The organism is Corynebacterium sp. (assembly GCF_022712275.1).
GTDB lineage: Bacteria > Actinomycetota > Actinomycetes > Mycobacteriales > Mycobacteriaceae > Corynebacterium.
The window spans coordinates 18,278-42,580 of record NZ_JALAGU010000051.1 but is presented as its reverse complement, the minus strand read 5'-3'; the positions used below and the strand labels follow the sequence as shown (position 1 = coordinate 42,580).

23 protein-coding genes and 1 riboswitch are annotated in these 24,303 nt (G+C 67.4%); of the genes, 9 read left to right on the top strand and 14 right to left on the bottom strand.

Annotation, left to right across the window (positions count from 1 at the left end):
* Positions 1-137 precede the first annotated feature (137 nt).
* A complete protein-coding gene (locus tag Q0A27_RS12350) occupies positions 138-659 on the top strand; it encodes a PaaI family thioesterase (RefSeq protein ID WP_291475906.1) in 522 nt (173 codons plus the stop codon).
* An 18-nt stretch (positions 660-677) separates the two neighbouring features.
* Here Q0A27_RS12350 and Q0A27_RS12345 read toward each other — a convergent pair whose 3' ends face one another.
* From Q0A27_RS12345 to Q0A27_RS12330, 4 genes are all read right to left on the bottom strand, one after another.
* Positions 678-2,246, bottom strand: coding sequence for a bifunctional hydroxymethylpyrimidine kinase/phosphomethylpyrimidine kinase (locus Q0A27_RS12345; RefSeq protein WP_291475904.1), 1,569 nt, complete (start codon positions 2,244-2,246; stop codon positions 678-680).
* Positions 2,243-2,911 (bottom strand): thiamine phosphate synthase, encoded by a 669-nt coding sequence (gene thiE / locus Q0A27_RS12340; protein ID WP_291475902.1) that lies wholly within the window; start codon positions 2,909-2,911, stop codon positions 2,243-2,245. Before thiE ends, Q0A27_RS12345 begins: the two co-directional genes overlap by 4 nt.
* Positions 2,904-3,737 carry a hydroxyethylthiazole kinase gene (thiM, locus tag Q0A27_RS12335; protein WP_291475901.1) on the bottom strand — a complete coding sequence of 278 codons (834 nt, stop codon included), beginning with the start codon at positions 3,735-3,737 and terminating at the stop codon, positions 2,904-2,906. Before thiM ends, thiE begins: the two co-directional genes overlap by 8 nt.
* A riboswitch (TPP riboswitch) is annotated at positions 3,727-3,823 on the bottom strand. (Overlaps the previous gene by 11 nt.)
* Before the next feature lie 123 nt (positions 3,824-3,946).
* Positions 3,947-5,371: an NAD(P)/FAD-dependent oxidoreductase gene (locus Q0A27_RS12330; protein WP_291475898.1), complete on the bottom strand. Its 1,425-nt coding sequence runs from the start codon at positions 5,369-5,371 to the stop codon at positions 3,947-3,949.
* 385 nt (positions 5,372-5,756) lie between these two features.
* Between Q0A27_RS12330 and Q0A27_RS12325 the strand changes: the two genes are divergently transcribed.
* Positions 5,757-7,022 carry a class I SAM-dependent methyltransferase gene (locus Q0A27_RS12325; RefSeq protein ID WP_291475896.1) on the top strand — a complete coding sequence of 422 codons (1,266 nt, stop codon included), beginning with the start codon at positions 5,757-5,759 and terminating at the stop codon, positions 7,020-7,022.
* Here Q0A27_RS12325 and Q0A27_RS12320 read toward each other — a convergent pair.
* Together Q0A27_RS12320 and Q0A27_RS12315 are read right to left on the bottom strand one after the other, a co-directional pair.
* Complete coding sequence (locus tag Q0A27_RS12320) at positions 7,016-7,690, bottom strand: DedA family protein (RefSeq protein WP_291475894.1); 675 nt, start codon at positions 7,688-7,690, stop codon at positions 7,016-7,018. The two genes, Q0A27_RS12325 and Q0A27_RS12320, sit on opposite strands and share 7 nt — an antisense overlap.
* Positions 7,691-7,895: 205 nt before the next feature.
* On the bottom strand, positions 7,896-9,284 hold the full coding sequence (locus tag Q0A27_RS12315; RefSeq protein ID WP_291475892.1) for an MFS transporter: 1,389 nt from the start codon (positions 9,282-9,284) through the stop codon (positions 7,896-7,898).
* 197 nt (positions 9,285-9,481) lie between these two features.
* Between Q0A27_RS12315 and Q0A27_RS12310 the strand changes: the two genes are divergently transcribed.
* Positions 9,482-11,197 (top strand): FAD-binding dehydrogenase, encoded by a 1,716-nt coding sequence (locus Q0A27_RS12310; protein WP_291475890.1) that lies wholly within the window; start codon positions 9,482-9,484, stop codon positions 11,195-11,197.
* 26 nt (positions 11,198-11,223) lie between these two features.
* A complete protein-coding gene (locus tag Q0A27_RS12305) occupies positions 11,224-12,663 on the top strand; it encodes an amidase family protein (RefSeq protein ID WP_291475888.1) in 1,440 nt (479 codons plus the stop codon).
* Here Q0A27_RS12305 and Q0A27_RS12300 read toward each other — a convergent pair.
* Positions 12,660-13,169 carry a phosphoribosyltransferase gene (locus Q0A27_RS12300; RefSeq protein ID WP_291475887.1) on the bottom strand — a complete coding sequence of 170 codons (510 nt, stop codon included), beginning with the start codon at positions 13,167-13,169 and terminating at the stop codon, positions 12,660-12,662. The two genes, Q0A27_RS12305 and Q0A27_RS12300, sit on opposite strands and share 4 nt — an antisense overlap.
* Before the next feature lie 45 nt (positions 13,170-13,214).
* Between Q0A27_RS12300 and Q0A27_RS12295 the strand changes: the two genes are divergently transcribed.
* Positions 13,215-14,159 carry a 2-dehydropantoate 2-reductase gene (locus Q0A27_RS12295; protein WP_291475884.1) on the top strand — a complete coding sequence of 315 codons (945 nt, stop codon included), beginning with the start codon at positions 13,215-13,217 and terminating at the stop codon, positions 14,157-14,159.
* A gap of 6 nt (positions 14,160-14,165) precedes the next feature.
* Here Q0A27_RS12295 and Q0A27_RS12290 read toward each other — a convergent pair whose 3' ends face one another.
* Positions 14,166-16,025, bottom strand: a complete 1,860-nt coding sequence (locus Q0A27_RS12290; RefSeq protein ID WP_291475985.1) for a BCCT family transporter — start codon at positions 16,023-16,025, stop codon at positions 14,166-14,168.
* A gap of 82 nt (positions 16,026-16,107) precedes the next feature.
* Positions 16,108-16,839 (bottom strand): ATP-binding protein, encoded by a 732-nt coding sequence (locus Q0A27_RS12285; RefSeq protein WP_291475882.1) that lies wholly within the window; start codon positions 16,837-16,839, stop codon positions 16,108-16,110.
* Positions 16,840-17,275: 436 nt separating this feature from the next.
* On the opposite strand from Q0A27_RS12285, the gene Q0A27_RS12280 reads away from it, so the two are divergent.
* The 3 genes from Q0A27_RS12280 to Q0A27_RS15075 are packed head-to-tail and all read left to right on the top strand — an operon-like array spanning position 17,276 to position 18,465.
* Entirely contained in the window at positions 17,276-18,106 is an 831-nt protein-coding gene (locus Q0A27_RS12280; protein WP_291475881.1) for a DUF4261 domain-containing protein, read from the top strand.
* A 1-nt stretch (position 18,107) separates the two neighbouring features.
* Positions 18,108-18,320, top strand: a complete 213-nt coding sequence (locus Q0A27_RS12275; protein ID WP_291475879.1) for a hypothetical protein — start codon at positions 18,108-18,110, stop codon at positions 18,318-18,320.
* Positions 18,280-18,465 carry a DUF2716 domain-containing protein gene (locus Q0A27_RS15075; protein ID WP_367273327.1) on the top strand — a complete coding sequence of 62 codons (186 nt, stop codon included), beginning with the start codon at positions 18,280-18,282 and terminating at the stop codon, positions 18,463-18,465. The genes Q0A27_RS12275 and Q0A27_RS15075 overlap by 41 nt, the downstream gene beginning before the upstream one ends.
* Positions 18,466-18,568: 103 nt before the next feature.
* On the opposite strand, the gene Q0A27_RS12270 is transcribed toward Q0A27_RS15075, so the two are convergent.
* The 3 genes from Q0A27_RS12270 to Q0A27_RS12260 form a co-directional block, all read right to left on the bottom strand.
* Positions 18,569-19,372, bottom strand: a complete 804-nt coding sequence (locus tag Q0A27_RS12270) for a hydroxymethylpyrimidine/phosphomethylpyrimidine kinase (RefSeq protein ID WP_291475877.1) — start codon at positions 19,370-19,372, stop codon at positions 18,569-18,571.
* Between the two features lie 154 nt (positions 19,373-19,526).
* Positions 19,527-19,967 carry an META domain-containing protein gene (locus Q0A27_RS12265; protein WP_291475876.1) on the bottom strand — a complete coding sequence of 147 codons (441 nt, stop codon included), beginning with the start codon at positions 19,965-19,967 and terminating at the stop codon, positions 19,527-19,529.
* A 142-nt stretch (positions 19,968-20,109) separates the two neighbouring features.
* A complete protein-coding gene (locus tag Q0A27_RS12260; RefSeq protein WP_291475874.1) occupies positions 20,110-21,393 on the bottom strand; it encodes a pyridoxal phosphate-dependent aminotransferase in 1,284 nt (427 codons plus the stop codon).
* Here Q0A27_RS12260 and Q0A27_RS12255 point away from each other — a divergent pair.
* Entirely contained in the window at positions 21,392-22,852 is a 1,461-nt protein-coding gene (locus tag Q0A27_RS12255) for a PLP-dependent aminotransferase family protein (RefSeq protein ID WP_291475872.1), read from the top strand. The genes Q0A27_RS12260 and Q0A27_RS12255 overlap by 2 nt on opposite strands.
* On the opposite strand, the gene Q0A27_RS12250 is transcribed toward Q0A27_RS12255, so the two are convergent.
* Together Q0A27_RS12250 and Q0A27_RS12245 are read right to left on the bottom strand one after the other, a co-directional pair.
* Positions 22,833-23,684, bottom strand: a complete 852-nt coding sequence (locus Q0A27_RS12250) for a Cof-type HAD-IIB family hydrolase (protein WP_291475870.1) — start codon at positions 23,682-23,684, stop codon at positions 22,833-22,835. The two genes, Q0A27_RS12255 and Q0A27_RS12250, sit on opposite strands and share 20 nt — an antisense overlap.
* The gene (locus tag Q0A27_RS12245; RefSeq protein WP_291475868.1) at positions 23,681-24,259 is read right to left on the bottom strand and encodes an META domain-containing protein; all 579 of its coding nucleotides are present in this window, start codon (positions 24,257-24,259) and stop codon (positions 23,681-23,683) included. The genes Q0A27_RS12250 and Q0A27_RS12245 overlap by 4 nt, the downstream gene beginning before the upstream one ends.
* Positions 24,260-24,303: the final 44 nt, after the last annotated feature.

Sequence of the window (24,303 nt, the reverse complement as noted above, 5' to 3'; positions counted from 1 at the left end):
ATATTAGCGTCCGTCCGACCGACTCCGCCGGAAGCGTCCCGCCGGGGCCCGGTGGTGGCTAGACTCGTCGGGGAACACAAGGACTGAGTCGGGATTCAGAATCTCCGACGGGACGCAGACACCACAGGGAGCACACGATGGCGGAGTACACCGAGGAGCAGAAGGCTGCGTACCGGGCGAAGAAGGACGCGGTCCTTACCAGGATGAAGGAACTGCTGGAGAAGGTGGCGACCGGAGACATCACCGGTGAAGAGTCCACCGAACTGGCCGACATCTTCGAGGGCGGCGTCCTCGGTCTCGACGCCACACTCGGCGTGAAGTACGTGTCTTTCGCGCCGGAGCTCGTCGTCGAACTGACCGTCACCCGTGACCACGTCCAGCCCTGGGGAGTGACCAACGGCGGTGTCTACGCCAGCCTGGGGGAGTCCGCCGGATCTTTCGCCGGATTCATCGCGGCCGCCGGCAAGGGCAACGTCATGGGTGTGACCAACTCGACGAACTTCCTGCGCCCCTCGATGCCAGGTGACGTCATCCGGTCGACGGCGCATCCGGTCCACACCGGACGGACCAGTCAGCTCTGGCGGATCGACCACGTCAATGCCGGGACCGGCAAGCTCCTGGCGACCACCGAACTGCGGACGGTCGTCTCCCCGGCGTAGCCTGCCCGGTCGTCTCCGTCAGGCCCGGCGGGACGCCTGGTCGAAGAACTCGACCTCCCACCGGGAGGCGTCGAGGTACGCCCGGGCGGCCTCGGCACGCTGGGACGGGGTCGCTTCGGCGAAGGCCTGCTCGACCAGACCGATGGCCTGGTTGACGCTCCCGGTGAATTCGTCGCCGGAGTAGGCGTCCACCCACACGGCGAAGGGGTTGTCCGCCGGCGACCGCTCCGCGAGTGCCAACCCGACCTCCGCGTAGAGCCAGTAACAGGGCAGGACCGCTGCCGCGCCGATGACATGGTCACGGGTCTGCACGCAGCGCATGAGGTGCGAGGTGTAGGACGCGGTGACGTGCGACGGATCCACGGCGTCGGCGCCGCCGAGCCAGGTGCGGTGCAGTTCGGCCTCTTCCTCGAGGCATTCGGCCGCCCCCTTCACCCAGAACAGGGCGGATGCCTGGTCGGGGGCGGACGCTGCCAGGGAGGCCAGGGCAGGGGAGTAGAGGGAAAGGTAGACGGCGTCCTGTGCCAGGTAGAAGGAGAAATCTCCGCGGTCCAGGGTGCCGGCGCCGAGGTCCGTGATGAAGGGCAGGTCAAGGATGTCCCGGTACAGCGGCACCGAGGCCGCCCACAGGGCGCGGGTCCAGGGGCCTGCCGCAGGGATCTGCGCGGAGGGAATCCCGGCGGGGGTGCCGGTGTCGCCGATATCGGCCAGCTGCCCGGGGGAATCCAGGGTCGCAGGCACCGAGGCGGTGAGCTCCCACGGCGTGGTGTCGGCGGCCGCCGTCAGTCGGCGGGATCGGTGGGTGTGGTCGACCGGTCCGTTGCCGGAGCCGACGTGCAGGTCATCGGCATACCGGATGGCTTCGGTAAGCCATCCGGTGGCCCAGGTGAGGGCGTCCGGGGTGGAGTCGCCGGCCGCGAGCCGGGTGGTCAGTGCGGAGGACAGGGAGCAGCCGGTGCCGTGGGTGTTGGTCGTGGCCACCCGGGCCACCGGCACAGTGTGGACAACACCGTCCGGGGTGACGACCGAGTTGTCTGCGGACGCCCCGGACAGGTGCCCACCCTTGACGATCACGGTGGTGTCGAGGCCGGCGGCGAGTCGACGTCCCTGCTCCAGGGCCTCGTCGAGTGTGGTGGCGCGGGAGGTGCCGGCCAGGACCGCGAGCTCGGCGAGGTTCGGGGTGATGGCGTCGGCCAGCCGGCACAGGTCGGTCAGCGCGGCCTCCGCATCCGGCGTGAGCAGCCGGTCCCCGCTGGTCGCCACCATCACCGGATCGACGACGAGTACCGGCACCCGGTGCTTGAGCAGGTAGTCGGTGACTGTCCTGGTGATGTCCGCGGTGCCGAGCATACCGATCTTCACCGCGTCCACGGTGACGTCGTCGAAGACGGCGTCGAGCTGGGCAGTGAGGAATCCGGTGTCCGGGGTGTGGATCTCCCGGACGCCGTGGGTGTTCTGGGCGACCAGCGCGGTCACCACGGTCATGGCGAAGCCACCGGCCTCACAGATCGCCTTGATGTCCGCCTGGATTCCGGCGCCGCCGGTCGGGTCGGTACCGGCGATGGACAGGACGCGGGGGATGGTCACTTGATCTCCTGACGGGTGAGTGTGTCATCGATGAGGGCGCGCAGATCCTGCGCGGCGGCCCGGGGGTCGACGGCGGCCATGACGGCGGAGACGGTGCACAGACCGTCCACTCCGGCGCGCAGCAGGGCGGCACCGTTGCGGGTACTGACGTGGCCGATGGCCACGGTGGGGATTCCGAGGACACGGGCCCGGGCGGCCAGCGTCCTGACACCGGTCACGCCCAGTGGCGCGGCGGCGTCGGGTTTGGTGGAGGTCTGTTCCACCGGCCCGATGCCCAGCACATCGGGCGGGCGGATCCCGTCGGCGATGTCACGGGCGACTGCATCGAGGTGGGCCGGGGTCTCCACCGACAGTCCGATCATGCAGCCCGACGGCAGCAGTTCGCGCGCGGTGCGGTACGGCATGTCGTCCTGGCCGATGTGCAGGTGGAGCCCCAGCCCGACGGCTGTCTCCACCCGGTCGTTGACGAACAGTGGTACCCGGTCGGCGACGGTGTCCTTCAACTGTGCGGCACGTCGGGCGAAGACCTCGTCGGAGGCGTCCTTGTCCCGCAGCTGCACCACGCTCACCCCACCGCGTACCGCGGCGTTGACGATGTCGGGCACCTGTTCCGCCCCTCCGCCGAGCTTCGGATCGGTGACCAGGTAGAGCGACCAGTCACCCACCGATGCTCACCGTCCCGGCGATGTCGGTGGCGGACAGCGAGTACAGCCGGTCCAACCAGGCGACCGCGAAACTGCCCGGGGCGGACGCCTCCTGTGCCGCGACCGTTCCGGCGGCGCCGGCATGGGCGTGGGCGGCGACGACCGCAGCGTGCAGGTCAGGGGCGGCACCCGAGACCTCGGCACCGAGGTAGGCCGCAGTCAAGGCCCCGAGCGCGCACCCGGTGCCCACGACCCGCTGCATCAACGGATCACCCGAGTTCAGCCAGGTGGTCCGGGCAGTGCCGTCGGGTCGGATGCTGACGATGAGGTCGCACGGACCGGAGACCGCCACAACTGCCCCGGTCGCTTCAGACACCGCGGCCGCGGCCTCGGCGGCGGACCCGACCTCGTCGGTGGAATCCACGCCGCGCCCACCAGTGGACAGTTCAGCGTCCCCGGTGATGCGCCCGGCGAGCGCCCGGATCTCGGAGGGGTTGCCGCGGACCGCGGCAGGGTGGTGCCGGACGATATCGCCTGCGAAGGCGGTACGGGCCGCGGCACCACCACAGGCCACCGGGTCGAGGACCCAGGGGGTGCCGGCCTCACCGGCGCCTCGGACGGCCTCGCGCATGGCGGTGTATCCGGCGGCGGTCGGCGTCCCCAGATTGACGAGGACGCCGGAGGCGACGCGGGCGAAGTCGGCGGCCTCCTCCGGGGTGTCCACCATCGCGGGAGACGCCCCGGCGGCGAGGAGGACATTGGCGGTGAACTGGGTGACGACCGTGTTGGTCAGGCACTGCACCAGTGGCACGGTGTCCCGGAGACGGTCGACGCATGCAGAAACCATCTGACATTCCCTTCGCTAGTCCGAACTAGAGCAGGTTCGACGGGTGTGTTCTCAGCGCCGTCGGTGACGCACCCCGTGTCTGTGGATCCCAGGGTACCCGGAGCCCGCAGACATGCCGAAATGACCCGACCGGGTGACCCACATGTGTGGGCCACCCGGTCGGGTCCCGGGTACCGGATGTAGTCACGGTCCGTCGTGGACCGGTGGAACTAGTCGATGGTGGGCTTGGTGTCCCGGCCCTCGCCGACCTTCAGGTTGTCGCGGACCATGACGGAGCGGACGCCCTTCTCGTCCTCGAGCTCACGCAGACGGTGCAGCGTGTTGCGGCCGTGCAGCTGCTGGCGGGTTGCCACGAGGTGCCAGCGGTTCGGGGACAGGGAGTTCAGGCCCCAGCTGTAGGCGGAGACGAAACGGTTGCGGAAGCCCACGAGGAACATGAGGTGGACGGCGAGCCACATGAACCAGCCCAGCACACCGGTGATCTCGCGGTCGCCGATCTTCACGACAGCGTAGAAACGGGACACGATGGCCATGGTGCCCTTGTCGTGGTACTTGAATTCCGGACGGGCGTTGGAGCCCTCGACCTCGCCGCGGATGATGTCGGCGACGTGCTCGCCACCCTGGATGGCGACCTGGGCCAGGCCGGGCAGGCGGTTGTAGCTCATCATGTCACCGATGACGAAGATGTCCTTGTGACCCTCGATGGCGAGGTCGCCACCGACCGGGACGCGGCCGGCGCGGTCGGCGTCCACCCCGTCGATCTGGTCGGTGACCATCTTGCCCAGCGGGCTGGCGGCAACACCGGCGGACCAGATCTTGCAGTAGGAGCCGACGGTGGTCTCCTCCTCGGTCTTCATGTCCTTCCAGGTGACGCCGTGCTGGTCGACATTGGTGACCAGGGAGTTCGCGATGACCTCGACGCCGAGCTTCTCCAGGCGCTTCTGGGCCTTCTTGCCCAGGTTCTTGCCGAAGGGCGGCAGGACCTGCGGGGAACCGTCGACGAGGATGATCCGGGCGCTGTTGGTGTCGATGTCCCGGAACTCGTTGTTCAGGGTGCGGTGGGCCATCTCGGCCACCTGGCCGGCGAGCTCGACGCCGGTCGGGCCGGCACCGACGATGACGAAGGTCAGGAGACGCTTCTTCTCCTCCGGGTCGTCGGTGATCTCGGCACGCTCGAAGGCGCCGGTGATCCGGGCGCGGATCTCCAGGGCGTCGTCGATGCTCTTCATACCCGGGGCGAACTCGGCGAAGTGGTCGTTGCCGAAGTAGGACTGTCCCGCACCGGCGGCGAGGATGAGCGAGTCGTACTGCAGGACGACCTCGCGGCCACCCAGGTCGGCGGTGATGACCTTGGAGGGGACGTCGATGTCGCGGACCTCGGCCTTGACCACCCGGGTGTTCTTCTGCTTGCGCAGGATCTGACGGATGGTCGGAGCGATCTCACCGGATGACAGCACGCCGGTCGCCACCTGGTACAGCAGAGGCTGGAAGAGGTGGTGGTTGGTGCGGTCGATGATGGTCACGTCGACATCGGCGTCTGCGAGACGCTTCGCTGCGAACAGTCCGCCGAAACCGGCTCCGACGATGACGACGTGATGACGACCGCCGGCAGGGCGGGTCGGGGTGGATGCCATGGAAACTGTCTCCTCGCTCTACGGGCCTGCCGGCCACCTGTGTGGGGTAGCCGGAAAGAACCGTGCATGTTGTGATCGGCCGCAGACTTGTGCAGGCGGCCGGTGGCGGTTTCTTCCGTCAACCCGACCGGCCTGGCGGCGACGTCGGTTGTTATACGGCTAGTGTAGTGGTTTATTCCCAGTTGTTCAGAGCGTGGGTATGCCTCCGGCGCCCGTTCCTGGGCGAGATGTCCGTTTGTGAATGTCCGGCCCGGGCAGGGGTGACTGAAAATACCCCTGCAGCAGGCGAGGGCCACCCCGTCGGTGCCCCCGGTCAGTGTCCGGGCGCCGGCATCGGGAGAATCTGGCGAGAGAATCTGGCGAGAGAATCTGGAAGGAGATGCCGGTGTCCGAGGGTTTCATCGACCCCGAGCGGTGGCCGGATCTGGTCCGGCGCCCGGAGGCTACGCTTCTCGGTTCGCGCGCCGTGCGGTTGAGGGAACGTCTCGAACAACTGACCCGGGACAACGGCATAGCCCTCACCCCGGGTGCACGTCCGCGGTTCGTCGTCCGGGACGGTCTCGTCCTGGACCGGATCGTGGCGGACGGCTGGCTCGGCCTGGCGGAGGGTTACATGGCCGGTGAGTGGATCGCCGATCCGCTGCCGGAGGTTCTGCGCGTCCTGCTGTCGCAGCCGCTGGAAAGCGGGCTCGGCGCCCTGATCTCGCGGCGCAGGCGTCGGGATTTCGGCGAGGTGGGGACCGGGGAACTCCCGGACGCTCTGGTGGAGCTGTACACGGGGGAGACCCGGGCGACCGGCTCGGCCCTGTTCGCCTCGGGAACGCGGACCTCCTCGACGCATGACGTCACCCAGTTCGGCCGGGTCACCCCCGTCGTGGAGAGCTGGATGGACGCCCCGTCGCTGGTGGAGCGGGCCGACCTCGACGATGCGCAGGTCCACCGGATCAACCGGATGCTCGACATGGCACGCACCGGCCCCGGCGACCGGGTGCTGGAACTGCCGAGCAGTGGCGGGGCGTTGGCGGTCATCGCGGCGCGCCGCGGTGCCCGCGTCGATGTACTGACCTCCGATCCCGATCACGCTGACGTCGTCCGGGCGCGCGCCCATGCCGCCGGTGTCGGTGGTGCGGTGCGCGTCGAGACGGTCCGTGGCATGGTGCCGTCACCGCGGCAGTGGTCGGGCACCTATGACGCGGTGTTCAGCGTGGAGCGTGCCGAGACCCTCGGGGACGACGGTCTCGGGCAGTTCTTCGGCGCGGTGGAGCGGATGCTGGCGCGCGACGGCATCGCGGTGATCCAGTCGGTCGTCCACGCCGAAGGGTCTGATCTGGCGGACGACGTGGTGGCGCATAGTCTGGATGTCATGCGTGCCTATGTATGGCCGGCCCTGAGGTACCCGACGACGGCACGGATGACCGCTCAGGCCAACAAGGCCGGTCTGGAACTCCTCCGTGAGATCCATACCGGGTCGCACCTGGCCCTGACTCTGGGCCTGTGGCGGGCGGTGTTCACCTCACGCGAGCGGCAGGCGGCCGCCGCAGGCTTTGACCCGGTGTACCGCCGGCTGTGGGAGTACCAGCTGGCGCTGCATGAGGCCTTGGTGGACGCCGATGCGCTGGACTGTGTCCAGCTGATTCTCCGCCGTCACTGATCCTCTGCGTCGGTGACGGTGTCTCCGGCACCGCCGTCGGCGGTGAGCCGTCCGGACATCTCCCGGCGCTCGCGGCGGGCGTGGAGCTGCATCCGGATGACCTTCACTGCGACGGGGAGAAGTACCGCGCCGACGCCCACGATGATGATCAGGTCCAGGTAGTCGCGGACGAAGGGGATTCCGCCGAGCAGATAGCCCAGCGCGGTGATGCCGGCTCCCCAGGCGAAACAGCCGAGCACCGACCAGAAGGTGAAAATCGCGCGGGGCATCTTCGCGATGCCGGCGACGAGCGGGGCGAGGGTGCGGACGACGGCGATGAACCGGGCGATGAACACGGTGAGGGGACCGTAGCGGTCGAAGAATCCCTCGGTCTTCGTCACGGCGTCCGGACCGATCCAGTTGAGGACGCGGGATTCCAGCGCGGCCCTGCCGTATTTGCGTCCCAGTGTGTATCCGACCTGGTCGCCGATGGCGGCGGCCACCGGGATGCAGAGGCACAACGCCCACAGCGGGGCGAAGGGGTTGTCTGACGCTGCCATGATCCCGGCGGTGAACAGAAGTGTGTCACCGGGGAAGATGAACCCGATGAGAATTCCGGTCTCCATGAAGATGATGATCAGGATTCCTGCGAGCCCGAAGGAACTCAGCAGGTTGTCAACGTCGAACATGCAGCGATGGCCTCGCTTTGTCAGGGGAGGGGACGCCCTGGGTAGCGGCTGGTCGACCGCCCCGGCGAAATGAAACGTCACCCAGAGTAGGCCACCGGCCCCGGAAACCGGGCTTCCGGGGCCCGATAAGTGACGAGGGGTCAGCTGACGGGATCTGATGTCCGGATCAGACATCAGGATCAGACATCAGGATCAGACATCAGGATCAGACGCTGTAGAGGTCGATGTCCTTGGTCTCCCGCATGAGACGGATGGCGACGAGGGAGATCAGGGTGACCACGCCGAGGTAGACGCCCACGGCCCAGGGGCCGTAGCTGGTGGCCAAGGCTACGGCGATGAACGGTGCGATGGCGGCACCGAGGATGGACGCGAAGTTGTAGGCGATACCGGAGCCGGTGTAGCGCACGTTGGTGGGGAACATCTCCGGGAGGACAGCGGACATCGGGCCGAAGACCAGTCCCATGAACAGCATGCCGAGGGAGAGGTAGACGCCGGCGGTGAGTTCGGTGGCGGTGTCCGGGTCGAGGAAGAGCTGGAAGGCGCAGCAGTAGACCAGGATGAAGCACGAGGCGATGGTCAGGAACTTCTTCCGGCCGATGGTGTCCGCCAGGTAGCCGGCGATCGGGATACCGATCACGAAGAACAGGGCGGCGATGAGCTGGATGACCAGGAAGTGCTCGTACTCGATGCCCAGCCCCTTGCCCTCGTCCTTGTCGCCGATACCGAAGGACAGGAACCAGGTGGTCACGATGTAGAAGAGGGTGTAGGTGGAGACCATGACGAAGGTGCCGAGGATGACTTCCTTCCAGGCGATGCGGAAGACCTCCTTGGTCGGGACCTTGACGTCTTCGCCCTTGTCGAGGGTCTCCTGGAAGACCGGGGTCTCGTCGAGCTTGAAGCGGACCCACAGACCGATGGCCACCATCACTGCGGAGCAGAGGAAGGGCACGCGCCAGCCCCAGGAGAGGAAGTCGCCCTCGATATCGCCGTCGGTGTGGTTCATGATCGTGACGAGCAGCAGGAACAGGCCGTTGGCCAGCAGGAATCCGAAGGGTGCTCCGAGCTGGGGCCACATGGCGGCGCGGGCGCGCTTGCCCTTCTCCGCGTTCTCGGTGGCGAGAAGGGCAGCGCCGGACCACTCGCCGCCGAGGCCGATGCCCTGGCAGAAGCGGAGCAGGGCCAGCAGAGCCGGGGCCCACAGGCCGATCTGGTCGTAGGTCGGCAGGCAGCCGATGATGAAGGTGGCGATACCCATGGTGAGCAGCGCGCCGATGAGTGTGGCTTTGCGTCCGATGCGGTCGCCGAAGTGTCCGAAGAGGATCGAGCCGAGCGGGCGGGCGACGAATGCCAGGCCGAAGGTCGCCAGGGAGGCGAGCAGTCCGACGGTGGAGTTCTCGTTCTTGGGGAAGAACAGGTCGGGGAAGACGACGACGGCGGCCGTGGCGTAGGCATAGAAATCGTAGAACTCGATGGTCGTGCCGATGGTGGACGCGATGATCACCCGCCCGCGGGTGTTGCCGTTCGTCCGGGGCTGGTCGGTGGTCCCGCCGGTCGAGGGTTCAGGCGGTGGGGTCTGCTGGAGGGTATCGGTCATTCTTCGCGGCGCTTCTCTTCGGGGGTCAGGTACGCTCCGGCGGTCTCCCACACTGTGGGACGCCAGAGCCAATGGATGGGAAGATACCCTCCCACAATGTGAGCGTCAAGTTCTTAAAGTATGAGATTGAAACTGAATTCGGGTGAATAAAGTTAACTTGCTGCAGGGTGTGCAGGTGACCCATAGGATAGTTCGCCATGGGAGAGAAAACTGATGTCATCGTCGTCGGCTGTGGACTCGCCGGCATGGTCGCCGCCTATGAGGCACAGAAGGCAGGGCTCAAAGTCCTGGTGCTGGACCAGGAGAACCGGAACAACCTCGGGGGACAGGCTTTCTGGTCCCTCGGCGGACTGTTCTATGTCGGAAGCCCCGAACAGCGGCTCATGGGTGTGAAGGATTCCGAAGATCTCGCCTGGCGGGACTGGGAGAACTCCGCCGACTACGAGGACACCGACCCCGGCGGAAACGATCACTGGGCCCGCGAGTGGGGTCGTGCCTACGTTCACTTCGCCGCCACCCAGAAGCGCGACTACCTCAAAGGTCTGGGCCTCAATGTGCTGCCCACCGTCGGTTGGGCCGAGCGCGGCAGCGGTGACGCCTCCGGCCACGGAAACTCTGTGCCCCGGTTCCACCTCACCTGGGGTACCGGTCCCGAGGTCGTCCGGGTCTTCCGGGAACCGCTGCTCGAGGCGGAGAAGGCGGGTCGGGTGACTTTCGCCTTCCGTCACCGCGTCGACGAGCTCACCGTCGAGGGGGACACCAACGGCATCCGACGCGTCGTCGGCGTCAAGGGCAGCATTCTCGAGCCCTGTGACGATCTCGCTCGCGGCATCGAATCCTCCCGTGAGGTCGTCGACACCTTCGCCATCCGGGGTGCTGCGGTCGTCGTCACCTCCGGCGGTATCGGCGGCAACCTCGACCTGGTCAGGAAGTCCTGGCCGTCTGACCGCTGGGGCGAGTGCCCGGAGGGTCTGGTCACCGGCGTCCCGGCACACGTGGACGGACGGATGATCGGTATCTCCGAGAAGGCGGGTGCATCCACCGTCAACACCGACCGGATGTGGCACTACACCGAGGGCATGAAGAACTGGGACCCGATCTGGCCCAACCACGGCATCCGGATCATCCCCGGCCCGAGCTCGCTCTGGTTCGACGCCGCCGGTGACCGCCTGCCGACCAATCTCTTCCCCGGTTCCGACAACCTCGCGGCCCTGGCGCACATCGGACGCACCGGTCACGGCTACAGCTGGTTCGTCCTGGACAAGTCCATCGCCGGCAAGGAGTTCATCTTCTCCGGCTCAGAGCAGAACCCCGACCTCACGGACAAGGAGTTCCGCAAGCTCCTCGGCAAGGTGGGACCGGGAATGCACGTCGCCGTCCAGAACTTCATGGACCACGGCGAGGACTGGGTCATCGCCAACGACCTCGACGCTCTCGTCACCGGTATGAATGAGCTGGCCTTCGCCGAGAACCCGGATGCCCCGGTGATCGACGTCGACCACCTGCGTCGCCAGGTCGAGGACCGTGACAGTCAGATCGACAACAAGTTCAGCAAGGACGCCCAGGTCAACTACATCAGCACCGCGCGGAAGTTCCTCGGCGACAAGATCGTCCGCGCGGCCTCCCCGCACCGGCTGCTCGACGAGAAGCACGGACCGTTGATCGCCGTGCGGCTGCGCGTCCTCACCCGCAAGACTCTCGGCGGGATCGAGACCGACCTGTCGGGACGTTGCCTGAACGCCGACGGATCGGTGCTGCCCGGGCTCTACGCCGCCGGTGAGGTCGCCGGTTTCGGTGGTGGCGGCATGCACGGCCGGAACGCCCTGGAGGGGACCTTCCTCGGCGGCTGCATCCACTCCGGCAAGCGGGTCGGCGAAGCACTCGGGGTGCAGGTCCGCGTCCTCCGGCGCTGAGCAGGCATTGCCGCTAGCCTCAGGGGATGAGTACCCCGGAGATTCCCTGGCACACCTTTGACGCACACGACTGGCGCGACCACGTCGCCGCCCTCACCGATGACCCGGATCGCGGATCCGGGGTGCCAGGTGGGGCAGAGGTCGGTGTGCGGGCGGCCCTGACACGCATCGCCCGGTACGACCGGGACCTCAACGCCTTCTCTGCCGTCCTGGCGGAGGAGGCGTTGGACACTGCCCGTGCGCTCGACGGACTCACCCCGGCCCAGCGCGGCCCACTGCACGGCATTCCGGTGGCTGTGAAAGCCGAGATCGATGTCATGGGTGTGGTGACCACCTTCGGTACCCGGGCGAACTCCACCCCGGCGACCGCGGATGCCCTTGTCGTGCAGAAGCTGCGGGACGCCGGGGCGGTCATCATCGGTGTCACCCGCATGCCCGAGTTCGGAGCCTGGCCCTACACGCAGACCAGTGGATACGGAGTCACGCGCAATCCGCACGATCAGTCCAGGACGCCCGGCGGTTCGTCGGGCGGCTCGGCAGCTGCCGTCGCCGCCGGGTTCGTCCCCGTCGCCCTCGGCGGCGACGGTGGTGGATCGATCCGCATCCCGGCGGCGAACTGCGGCCTGTTCGGCCTCAAACCTCAGCGCGGCAGGGTTTCGGCATCCCCCAACCCGCACCTGTGGCACGCACTCGGCACCACCGGCCCACTTACCCGGTCCGTGCGGGACAGCGCCCTGGTTTACGACCTGGTCAGCGGGAACGTCGACGGGGACGCCTACCGTGCCGAACCTGTCGCGTCACTGGTCGATGCGGTCGACGGAGCGGCTGCGGCACCACGGCTACGCATCGGCGTGTGCCTCACCCCGCCGGCGAAGACCGGGAAGCTCCACCCCGAGCATGCGGCGGCGGTCCACCATGCCGCTGATCTGCTGCACTCGGCCGGACACGCCGTCACAGAGTATGACCCGCACTACCCGGACCCCACGGCGTCCTTCATCCCCCAGTTCTTCGCCGGTATCCGCACGGAGAAGGACGGGGTCGAGCACCCGGAACGTCTGGAACGCCGCACCCGCACCGTCGTCCGGACGGGTGCCTGGGTCCGCCGCCCGGTCCACCGGTGGGCGGAGAAGAAGGGCCGGACGATCGCGCGCGCCCTGGATCACGTCTGGGGAGACGTGGATGTCCTGCTCACCCCCACGGTGCCCGACCGTCCCGGAGCCGCGGACGCCATCGCAGGCATGGGAGCGGTACGGACCCTGCTCGCCGCCGGTGGGCCGGTGGCCTACACCGCGATGTGGAACGTCACCGGATTTCCCGCCGCGTCCGTCCCCACGGGCGTAGGCAGCGACGGTCTTCCGTTGTCCGTGCAGCTTGTCGGGCCGGACAACAGCGAGGAACGCCTCGTCGCGCTGTCCGCCGAGCTGGAGACGTCGCTGAACGCCGGGGAGGCGGACGCGACGCGCTAGCTGGCGTCCGGTCCGGTGGCCGCACCGGTCGGGGTGATCACCGGGAAGTCGGACCAGGGGAAGTCGATCCACTGGTCGGTCTTCTTCCACGCGTAGTCCGGGGTGATGATCGACCGGGACTTGTGGTAGATCACCGCGGTGCGCGATTCGACGACGGTCTCCGCGCAGTACTGCTGGACGAGCTCGAGGGTCTTGCCGGAATCGGCGACATCGTCGGCGATGAGGACCTTCATGCCCGACAGGTCGACAGCCTCCGGCGTCGGCGGGAGCATCACCGGAGCTTCGAGAGTCTCACCGATACCGGTGTAGAACTCCACGTTGATCACGGAGACGTTCTTCACGCCCATCGCGTAACCGAGGGCACCGCCGATGAGCAGGCCGCCGCGGGCGATGGAGAGGATCAGGTCGGGCTTGTAGTCGTCGACGATCTCCTGGGCCAGTTCCTTGATGGCGTCGCCGAAGAGTTCGTAGGTGAGGATCTCGCGTTCATTGCTCGTGGGGCTCATGGGGTCTCATGGTAGCGTGTCCGGCGCATTCCTAAGATGGTGGACATGCGAATCGGAATCATCGGAGCCGGCGCGGTCGGTACATTCTTCGGTGCGCGGCTCGCCCGGGCCGGTCACGAGGTCACGGTCCTGGCTCGGGGAGCAGCACTCGACGCGGTCCGTGCCGACGGGCTGCGGGTCGACATCGACGGGGAGGAACCGGAGTTCGTGCCCGTCCACACCGCGGCGTCCCCGGCGGAGCTCACCACCTCCGGAGGCGGGGGCCTCGACGTGGTCTTCCTGGCAGTCAAGGCCACCGGCGTGACTCTGGTGGAGCGACAGGCGCAGATCGCCGCGCTGGTGCAGGGTATTCCCGGTCGTCCGGTCATCGCCACGACCCAGAACTCGGTGGAGGTCCACCGCCTGGTCGCCGACGCCGTGGGCGCCGACCGCACCTGGCCCGGCGTGGTGCGCGGCTACTTCATCCACACCGGTCCGGCGACGGTGCGCTTCGTTCCGCCGCTGGCCAGTTTTACCGTCGGCCTGTGGGAGGGTACCGGCAGTACGCAGGACGCCGCTCTCGCCGACTTCGCCGAGGTACTCACCGGCGCAGGGATCACCGGTATCGTCCGCGACGACCTGTGGTGCGACATCTGGGAGAAGGCCATGTTCGTCACCTGCTTCGGCTCACTCGGAGCGGTGGCACAGCAGCCGATCGGTGTACTTCGCACCACCCTGCGGTCCAGCCTCGAGGGCATGGTCACCGAGGCGGACGCCGCGGCACGGGCCACCGGCGTGGAACTGCGGGAGGACGCGGTCGCCCGCACCATGGCCTTCATCGACGCCCAGCCTGAGGACGCCACCAGCTCCATGCAGCGCGACATCACCGAGGGCATCGCCGGGGAACTCGACTCCCAGCTCGGTGCGATCATCCGGGCCGGCGACAACGGGGGAGCGGACACCCCGCATCTCGACCTGGTCCACGGACTGCTGCAGCTGCGCCTGAGCTGACGCGGGTCAGTCCCGGTTCACTCCCGGGGTGGCCGGATCGCCGTCGGCGTCCTCGTCCCCGATGTCGTCACGGCGATCGTCGTCCGGCGTCCAGCCGTCGGCCCATTCGCCGGAGTCGTAGTCGTAGCCGACGGCATTGCCGGCCTCATCGGTGCGCTGGTACCACTCGGTGACTTCCTGGGAGGTCGAGTCGAAGTCCGCACCGGCGCCGTGACCTTCTTCGGCGCGTCCGACAGAGAGCTCGAAGTCGTCGCCGTGCTCCTCCAGACCCTTGACCACTGCATTGTGGATGGCGGTCTCGGCGTAGTTCCGGCGGATCGCCGCCGGGTCCGTACCGAGGTCCCTGAGGAAGGCCACGATGAGACCGATGAGGACCACCGAGAACGGGATGGCGATGAGGATCGTCAGGTTCTGCAGACCGCTGAGTGCGTCCTCGCCGCCGGCGAGCAGCATGACCACGGCGATGCCCATCATGCACAGGCCCCAGAAGACGACCGTGTACTTGCGCGGCTCGGGATTGCCCCTCTCCGACAAGGTGCCCATGACCACGGACGCCGAATCGGCGGAGGTCACGAAGAAGACCGCCAGGACGAACATGATGATCCACGGGGTGATCTGTGCCAGGGGGAGGTTGTCGAACATGGAGAACAGGATCTGCTCCGAGGAGGCGTCCCCGGCCATGCCGTCGGCCTCGTTGCGGTGCTGGGTGATGGCGGTACCACCGAAGATCGTGAAGGCCAGGATGAGGATCGCAGTCGGCACCAGGGTGGTGACGGTCGCGAATTCCCGCAGGGTCCGGCCGCGGGAGATGCGGGCGATGAACATGCCGACGAACGGGGTCCAGGCGATCCACCATGCCCAGTAGAACGCCGTCCAGGACGCCTGGAAGTCGACGGTGTCCTGGCCCCAGGACAGGGACTTGCCCATCATCTCGATGAGGCCGGAGGCGTAGGACGCCACACCCGAGGGTACGAGGTTGAGCAGGAACAGTGTCGGTCCGACGAGGAACACGAACAGGATCAGACCCAGTGTCAGGGTGATGTTGATGTTCGACAGGTAGCGGATGCCCCGGGAGACGCCGGAGACGGCGCTGATGATGAACGCGAGGGTGAGCACCGCGATGATGACGATCAGGGCGCTGTTGGCCAGTTTTCCGGCCCCGGAGACGATCTCCACGCCGGTGCCGATCTGGATTGCCGACAGGCCCAGGGTGGCGGCGGTACCGAAGAGGGTGGCGATGATCGCCATGATGTCGACGAGTCGTCCGGCGAAGCCGTTGGTCTGGTTCTCGCCGAACAGGGTGCGGAACACCGAGGACAGCAGGGAGACCCGGCCGCGGCGGTAGGTGCTGTACGCCAGCGCACCGCCGACGAGCGCGTAGAGGGCCCACGGGGACAGTCCCCAGTGGAAGTGGGCCTGGGCCATCGCCTGGTGGACGGCCTCGGGGGTGTCGGCGTCGACGGTGTGTGGCGGCGGCGACATGTAGTACGACAGGGGCTCGGAGGGGCCGAAGAAGAAGATGCCGACGCCGATGCCGGCACCGAACATCATGGCTATCCAGGAGAACCGGGAGAACTCCGGCTCCTCGTCGTCCTTACCCAGCTTGATCGCACCGAACCTGGAGAATGCCAGGTAGACCATGACGATCAGGGCGATGATCATGACGATGTTCAGCAGCCAGCCGGTGTTCTCCATCGCCCAGGAGAACATCGACGACGACACCGAGGCCACTGAGCCAGGGCTGGTGACACCCCAGATGATGAAGGCGAGGATGAGGGTGGCGGTGATGCCGAAGACCACCTTGTCCAGGCCGAACCTGTTGCGCTGTTCATCGATGCTGATTCCGGGGACGAGCCCGGGGTGCATGTCATCGGGGTAGAGGCCTACCGCACCCCGGCGTGTCGCGGGGTCGGAGGTACGGGCGGTCGGACTGTCAGGTGAATCTGGTTCAGTCATTCTCCCAGGTTAGTGGCATGCTCCCGGGCCTGCTGCATCCACCTCTCGGAATCTGCCGTCCGACCCAGTTCCGCTGTCGCCTGAGACAGTGACTCGCAGCAGACATCGAAGGGGGAGCGACCCAGTCGCTGTCGGCCGGCATTGAGCCTTGTGGGGCGGTACGTACCACCGCGTCCTCGGTGAGCAGGGAACGCTCGTCCGGACGCGGCGTCAGATGTGTGGTCGTGCCGACCGGCAGGGCCTCGGTCTGTTCAGCGGTCAGTTCGGTGAGCTCGAAGGTGCCGTCGGCGAAGCCGGTCCACCGGATGGCCGACGCGCCGGGAGTGGCGGCGCGGGAGATCATGGTGATGCCGTCGGCGACCATGAAGCAGCTCAGCAGGCCGACGCCGAACTGACCGAGGCGACCCTCCCGCTGCAGACCGAATTCGTCGCGCTTCGAGGTGCGGCCGACCGTGGTGAGCAGATCACGGGCCTCGTCAGCGGTCAGACCGGTACCGGTGTCGGTGAGGCTGAAGGTCTCCCGGTCCGCGGTGAGGGGACGGATGCTGATCGTGCCGGGAGCGGCTGGGTCGGTCTCGCGCCGGGCGGCGATGGCGTCCACCCCGTTCTGCAGAAGTTCGCGGAGGTAGACCCGACGGCCGGAGTAGATGTGGCGGCTCAGCAGGTCGACGACTCCGCCGAGGTCGACCTGGAAGGTGTTCTGGTCCCCGTTATGCATCGGCATGGGGACGATTGTGGCACAGCGGAGGATCGCCGGTGCCGGAGGATTCACTCCACGTAGGCACCGAGCAGGGTCTCGTTGGCGGCCGGGTCGCCGTCCGGCGTCGGCTCGGTGAGGTACTGCTGCCATGCGAGGCCGGTGGGCGTCAGGTCGGGCAGCAGGGGCCGACGTCGACTTTTCCCAGGCTGCTGAAGATCAGTGGGAAGGCGTGGTCATCGCCGGCTCCTCGGGTGTTGTGGTGGTGTAGCCTGTCCATTTTACCGGCGGTGGGGGGTGACTCCTGGAACAAGTGAGCCATTCATGAACCTTTTCGCCCAGGCCGCGACCGTCATCGAGCAGACCCGTACCTCCTGGATTTCCTCGGACTGCAGGACGCGATCAGCCGGGACTCGACTGACCCTTCTCAGCGCACCACAGCGTCTCAGGTACCCTCGCGACCATGTCTGACGAGAACACCTCCGTACCGTCCGCCACGTTCGAACCGCACCTGATGCTCGGTGACCTGCTGTTCGAGGAGCTTCCTGCACGGGACGACGTGATGGCCCAGGTGTCCGATGTGCCCGGTGACCTCGGCGTCACCATGGAACCGGTCGCAGGGAAAGAGGGGATTCTGGAAGTCCGGATCGCGAAGTTCGGGGCCACCGCCTTCCTCACCCTCATCGACACACCCGTCCCGGACCACGAGGCGGAGTCCAACGCCCACCAGCTCTACTGCCAGGGTGAGGACCGCGACCGCATCTCCACGCACAAGGCACAGATCCTCGTCGCCGTGCCGCCGGAGTTCACCGGGGAGCCCGCCGAGCAGGTCGCCGACCTGTCTGCACGACAGACCCAGCTTGTCGCCGCGCGTGTCCACGGGATGCTGACGATGGCTCTGTCCCGCCTGCCCGGCCTCGTCGGCTACTACTCGGGGACTGCTGCGGCGACCTTCGGCCTGCCGTTCCTCCAGCAGGTCGTGACCGGCCAGTTCGGTTCCACCCCGTGGCCGCTGTGGGTGTCGGCCTGGCTGCGCCCGGAGAAGGACGGTTTCTCCGGCTACACCCACGGTCTCTGGGCGCTGGGGCACCCGGAGCTGCAGGTGGTGAACGCCTCCATTTCGCCGGAAGACCTGTTCATGTACCTCATGGACACCTCGGCCTACCTCGTTCTCGAGGAAGGTACCTTCGCCGACGGGCAGTCCACCGGCCGCAATGCCGAGGAACTGTTCACTCTGCACGCCGAGCCGTGGGTCGTCGACCAGAATGTCCCGGCGTTCCGGATCAGGATGTGAGGTGACCGACGTCTGGCGGGAGATCAGGGACGACGCGCCTTTCTGGGAACGGTTCGAGGAGAGCTCCGAGTTCCGTCCCAACTTCTATGACGGCTCGGCATCGGCGATCAGACTTCCCGCCGGATCGCTGATCGTCGGTCTGTCGCCTCTTTACGGAGTCGGTCCGGCCCGCTATGAGGCAGGTTACGCTGCTGTGCAGGCGGCCGGACGGTGACTACTGCATGCACATGACCCGTGACCTGCGGTGGGGTACCTTCGGCTATCCGTGGCAGCAGTCACTCACCATCTGGGGGTGCGATCTGGTCGGAACGCTGGGTGCGGATCTCGCGAGCCGGCTTCCCGCGCGGCAGGTTCTCTGAGTGTTGTCGATTGCCGACCCGCCGCTCACATGACTCGGGCGCTCCAGGGTGGTCCTGAACAGCCAGAACAGTCTGGAGCGCCCGAGTCGGAGAGTGGAAGGGACTACGCGCCCTGCCAGACTGTGTCGAACGGGGTGTTCGCGGTCACGCGGTACTCGATGCCGCGGGTCACGAGGTCCTTGGCGACGTGTACGGCGGTGGCGACGTCATTGCCCTTGGCCAGCTCCGCGGTGAGCGCAGCGGCAACGGTGCAGCCGGCACCGGAGACGCGCTGCTCGCCGACCTTCGGCACGGCGAACCGGGTGATCTCGTGGCCGTCCCAGAGGACATCCACGGCGTCCTCGCCCGGCAGTTCGACGCCACCCTTGGCCAGCACATAGGGGACCTTCTCGCCGATGCGCTTGGCTGCCTCCTCGAGATCCTCGACGGTCTCGATGCGTTCCATACCGGACAGGCTCTGGGATTCGAAGACGTTCGGGGTGACGACGGTGGCCAGCGGGAGGACCTTCTCCTTGAGGGCGTTGTCGGTGTCCAGCGCCGCGCCGGGCTCCTGGCCCTTGCAGATCAGCACCGGGTCGAGGACCAGGTTCTCCCAGGAACGCTCCGCGAGCTTCTCGGCGACGATCTCGATGGTCGCCGGAGTACCGAGCATGCCGACCTTGGCGGTCTTCATGTTCTCGACCGAGTGGGTGGCCAGAGCGGCCTCGAACTGTTCGGCGATGAGCTCCGGGTCGACCGGGTGGAAGCGGTGGCCCCACCCGTTGTTCGGGTCGAAGGCGACGATGCAGGACAGGGCACCGACGCCGTAGACGCCGAGCTGCTGGAAAGTCTTCAGGTCGACCTGGATGCCGGCGCCGCCGGTGGCTTCGGAACCGGCGATGACGAATGCGATGGGGGGGTTAGACATAGGCCAATCGTAAGTGACGCTGAGGGTCCGGAGTGTTCCGCCACGCCCGGGGCTACATCGCATGAACCGGATAAACAGTATGAACCGCCGTGACCTGCGGTAAAGGCAGATCACGGCGAGCAAGGTAGATCTCCGGGCGATCAGAGCCGGGGATCTAGGCCGGACGTAGCAGGCCGATGATCTGGCCGTCCTGGCCGCGGACGACCATGACCACGCCGAAGTGGTCGACGGTCTTGACCCCGCCGAGCCACTGGTTGTCGCAGGCGATCATGGTGGACATGAACGGGTTGACGTGGGCGACGTTGCCGGTGACGGTGTAGGTCGAGCCGATGCCGTTGCAGCCGTCGGTGCCGGAGACCCGTCCGTTGTGGAAGGTCAACTCACCGTTGCCGGCCGGGTTCACGTCGACCCAACGTCCCGCGAACTGGAGGCTCGGCAGCGAGGACAGTGACCCCTCGGCAAGCGGTGAGGTGGCGTCAGGCAGGGCGGGGGCGGCCGTGGCTGCGGGGACTCCGGCGAGTCCCACTGCGGCGACGACCGCGGCCGTGCCGGTGACGACCCGACGGGTAAGTCGGGGATGGGTGGTGTGTGTCATTGTTCCTGCCACTCCTCATGGCGGTCGGAGACAGTTGACGCCGGTCACGGGATGCCGGTGTGACCGACGTCTCAGTTACTGCTATCGCGGTATCCCGGCGAATCGTTAACCATTGTCACATATCGGTGAGGGCAGGCCGACGTCACTGCCGGTAGGACGCCAGAAAGTTCCCCATGCGCTCCATTGCCGTGCCCAGCACGGTCTCTTCAGGCAGCAGTACGATGCGCAGGTGGTCCGGGGTGGGCCAGTTGAAGCCGGTGCCGTGGACCAGCAGGATATGCTCGCGCTCCAGAAGGTCCATGACCAGCTGTTCGTCGTCCCGGATCTGGTGGATCTCCGGATCCAACCGTGGGAAGGCGTAGAGCGCCCCGCGGGGCGTCACACAGCTCACCCCGTCCATCGCGGTCAACGAGGACGCCACGACGTCCCGGCTGCGACACAGTCGACCACCGGGGGCGGTCAGCCCACCGATCGACAGGTCGGCGTCCTCCTCGGATTCGGTACCACCCAGCGCGGCGACGATCGCCTGCTGGCCCGGCACATTCGCACACAGCCGGGTGGACGCCATGAGTTTGAGTCCGTGGAGGAAGTCCTCGGCGTGTTCCGTCGGACCGGTCACCACCATCCACCCGGCGCGGTAGCCGGCCAACCGGCTCGACTTCGACAGGCCTGAGTAGGTCAGTGTCAGTACGTCGGGGGCGACTGCGGCGAGATGGGTGTGGGTGGAGTCGTCATAGGTGATGACGTCGTAGATCTCATCGACGAGCAGGGTCAGGGAGTGGCGCCGGGCGATGTCTGCGATGCCGCGCAGGATATGTGGCGGATAGACCGCACCGGTGGGGTTGTTCGGGTTGATTACCACGATTGCCGTGGTCCGGTCGGTGATCCGTGCCTCCATGTCGGCGAGATCCGGGTTCCAGTCATCGGACCCGTCACACCTGTAGTGCACGGCAGTGCCGCCGGCGAGGGTGACCATGGCGGTCCACAGCGGGTAGTCAGGAGCCGGGACGAGGATCTCGTCGCCGGTGTCCACCAGTGCCTGGCAGGTCATGGTGATCAGTTCGGAGACCCCGTTGCCGAGGAACACCTGGTCGCGGTCGAGCTCCGGGAAGTCCGGGGCGGCGGCGTAGCGGGAGATGACGGCCTCCACCGCCTCCGGCAGTCCGCGGGAGTCCGAGTAACCGTGGGAGACGTCGAGAGTGTGTGCCATGCGCTCCACGATCGACGGGGGAGCGGTGAACCCGAACGGCTGGGGGTTGCCGATGTTGAGCTTGAGGATATCCGCGCCCTCGCGCTCCAAAGCGGTGGCACGGTCGGCCACCGGCCCACGGATCTCGTAGAGGACGTTGCGGAGTTTCGAGGACTGCCGTACCGGGCGCAGTAGCGGTTCTGCGCCATTTGCAATAGCGCTATCATGGTTTCTCATGTCTGACAGTAGCAGTTCGCGACTGACCGCAGAACTCCACACCTGGATCGCCGGACGCGCACCGGGCACCCGCCTGCCCTCCACCCGGGCCCTGGCGAAAGAACACGGACTCGGCCCGGTGACCGTCCAGGAGGCACTGCGCGCCCTCACCGCTGAAGGCCTTGTCGAGACCCGCCCCGGGGTCGGCACCTTCATCGCCTCGGCATCGGAGACCCGACGCGTCCGCCCGACCGACTTCTCCTGGCAGGTCGGGGCACTGGGGGAGACTGCCGGGCGGGTACCTGGTGGGCTCCGGTCCACTCCTGCCTCCGGGGTGCTGCGTCCTACCCCGGTGGACGCGGTGGCGCTGCACAACGGATACCCGGGCCGGGACCTCCTGCCCGAGAAAGCGGTCCGGCAGGCCCTGGGGCGTGCTGCCCGGTCGGACGCCGCGGTGACTGCCGCGCCGCGTGCCGGCCTGCAGGAACTGCGAAACTGGTTCGCCCAGGACCTCGCTGCACAGACCCCACCTGGCGTCACACCGGTCACCGCCACGGATGTCACGGTGCTGCCGGGCACACAGTCGGGGCTCTCGGCGATCTTCCGTGCAGTTTCCGGACCAGGTGAGCCGGTGGTGCTGGAATCTCCGACCTACTGGGGCGCGGTACTCACCGGACGGCAGACCGGCGTCCGGATGGTTCCGCTGCCCACGGGCCCCGACGGCCCCGATCCGACCGATCTGGACCGCATTTTCGCCAGGACCGGGGCGCGGCTGTTCTACGCCCAGCCGAGGTTCACCAACCCGACAGGGGCGGTGTGGTCCCCGGAGACCAGGAGCCGCATCCTCGAGGTCGTCGCACGGCACGGCGCCTTCCTTGTCGAAGACGACTGGGCGAGGGACTTCGCGATCGACGGCGCGGCGGCGTCCCTGTCACCGATGGCCGCCGGTGACGACTCCGGCCGGGTGATCTACCTGCGCTCCCTGTCGAAGTCACTGTCTCCGGCGCTACGGGTCGGCGCGGTCATCGCCCGTGGTCCGGTGCGCGAGCGGATCCTCGGCAACGTCGGCGCCTCGGCGATGTACGTCTCCCCGCTGCTCCAGGCCGCGGCCCTTGACGTCCTCGGGACGCCCGCCTGGCGCAGTCACCTCAGGACGCTGCCGGACCGTCTCGCACACCGGCGGGACCTGCTGGTCACCGCGGTGAGGACGCATCTTCCCGAGGCGGAGCTGACCGCGGTGCCCACCGGTGGCCTGAACCTGTGGCTGCGACTACCGGACGCGACGGACCTCGTCCGGCTCGTCACCGGCTGTGAAGCCCGGGGCGTGATCATCGCCGGTGGCGACGATCTCTTCCCGAGCGAGCCGACCGGCCGGTTCCTGCGGCTGAACTTCGCTGGCCCGGAGCCCGGACGCTACGGCGAGGCCGTGCAGATCCTCGGGGAGGTGCTGAGGGAACAGCTCAGAGCAGGGACTCGATGATCCGGGCGACGCCGTCATCGTCATTGGAGGTGGTGAGCTCGTCGGCGACGTCCTTCACCACGTCCTCGGCATTGGCGACGGCGACCCCGTGGCCGGCCCAGGCGAGCATCTCCCGGTCGTTGAGCCCGTCTCCGAAGGCCAGCACCTCGGAGCGGTCCACACCCAACCGGGTGCACAGCTGCGCCAGGCCGGAGGCCTTGGACACTCCCGCGGCCATGACCTCGACGAACGGAGCGCCGGACAGCGTCATCTCGAACTGACCGCTGTCCAGTTCACCGGAGTCCGCCAGCCCGCGGGTGATCGCGTAGAGATCCGGGCTTCCGAGAGTCTCGTGCCGGAATACCAGTTTCAGTGCGGACTCCCCGGTGACGACGTCGAGGGTCTCACCGTGCATCGTCGAGGGGTCGCGCTTGTGGTCGGAGAAGGTCGCCAGATCGGCGTACCCGTCCTGGGCGACGAAGCGCTCCCCGCCCTCCCGGACCGCGGCATAGCGGACCCCCGGCACGGCGGCATCGAGTACCGTGACGAACCGTGCGATGACCTCGGCCGGGACCTCATCGGAGAAGAGCAGTTCACGGGTGGTGAGGTGTACCCCGAAGGCACCGTTGCTGCACAGCGCCCACTGGTCGAAGCCGAGGATCGGCTGGAGGTGCCGCAGTCCCACCGGATTGCGGGCGGTAGCGGGGACGACGTGGATCCCGGCGGACGCCGCGGCGTCAAGTGCCTCCCGGGTTCGCGGACTCACCCCGCCGGCACTGTCGAGCAGGGTGCGGTCGAGGTCGGTGGCGATGAGCCGGGGTGCCGGGCGTGCACCGTCGGTCAGGTCGCTCACGCGGGGTCTGCGGGGATCAGCTCACCCAGTTCGATGCCGCCCTCGTTGGTCACCGAGAGGTGGTCCCCCTCATGATGCACCTCGTGCATCGACAGGATCCAGGCGCTCCACGGGCCGGAGCAGGCCATCATCGTGGTGGCGAAGGGCTCCACGGTGGCCATTGACCCTTCGCCACCGGACCCGGAGTCCAGCGCCCACTTCGCCACGAAGCGGTTGCAACCGTCCGTACCGGTCAGACTGCCGTCATCGGCGAAGGTGACCAGTGCGCCGCCGTCCGGGTCACGCCAGGAGCCGGTGTAGGCATCCGCGGTACCGGGGACGATCGGGATGTCGGGGTGTCCGGGCATGGTCATGGGCTCCTCTGTGTTGTCGTCGGGTGCTTCGCCGGTGGATTCCTCCGGCTGTACCGCACTCGGTGACGTCGGTGCCGCAGCTGAACTGTCATCTGCCGCTGAGCTGGTGGTCGCTGTGGTGGTTGTGTTGCTCTCCGCCGCATCGTCGTCGGAGTCGCTGCACGCGGCGAGGGACACCGCCAGCGTGACGGCGGGCAGTGCGGTCAGAAGACGTCTGTTCATGCTTCTACTCTGCCATGTTCTGTGCCATGTCCCCTGCCATGTCT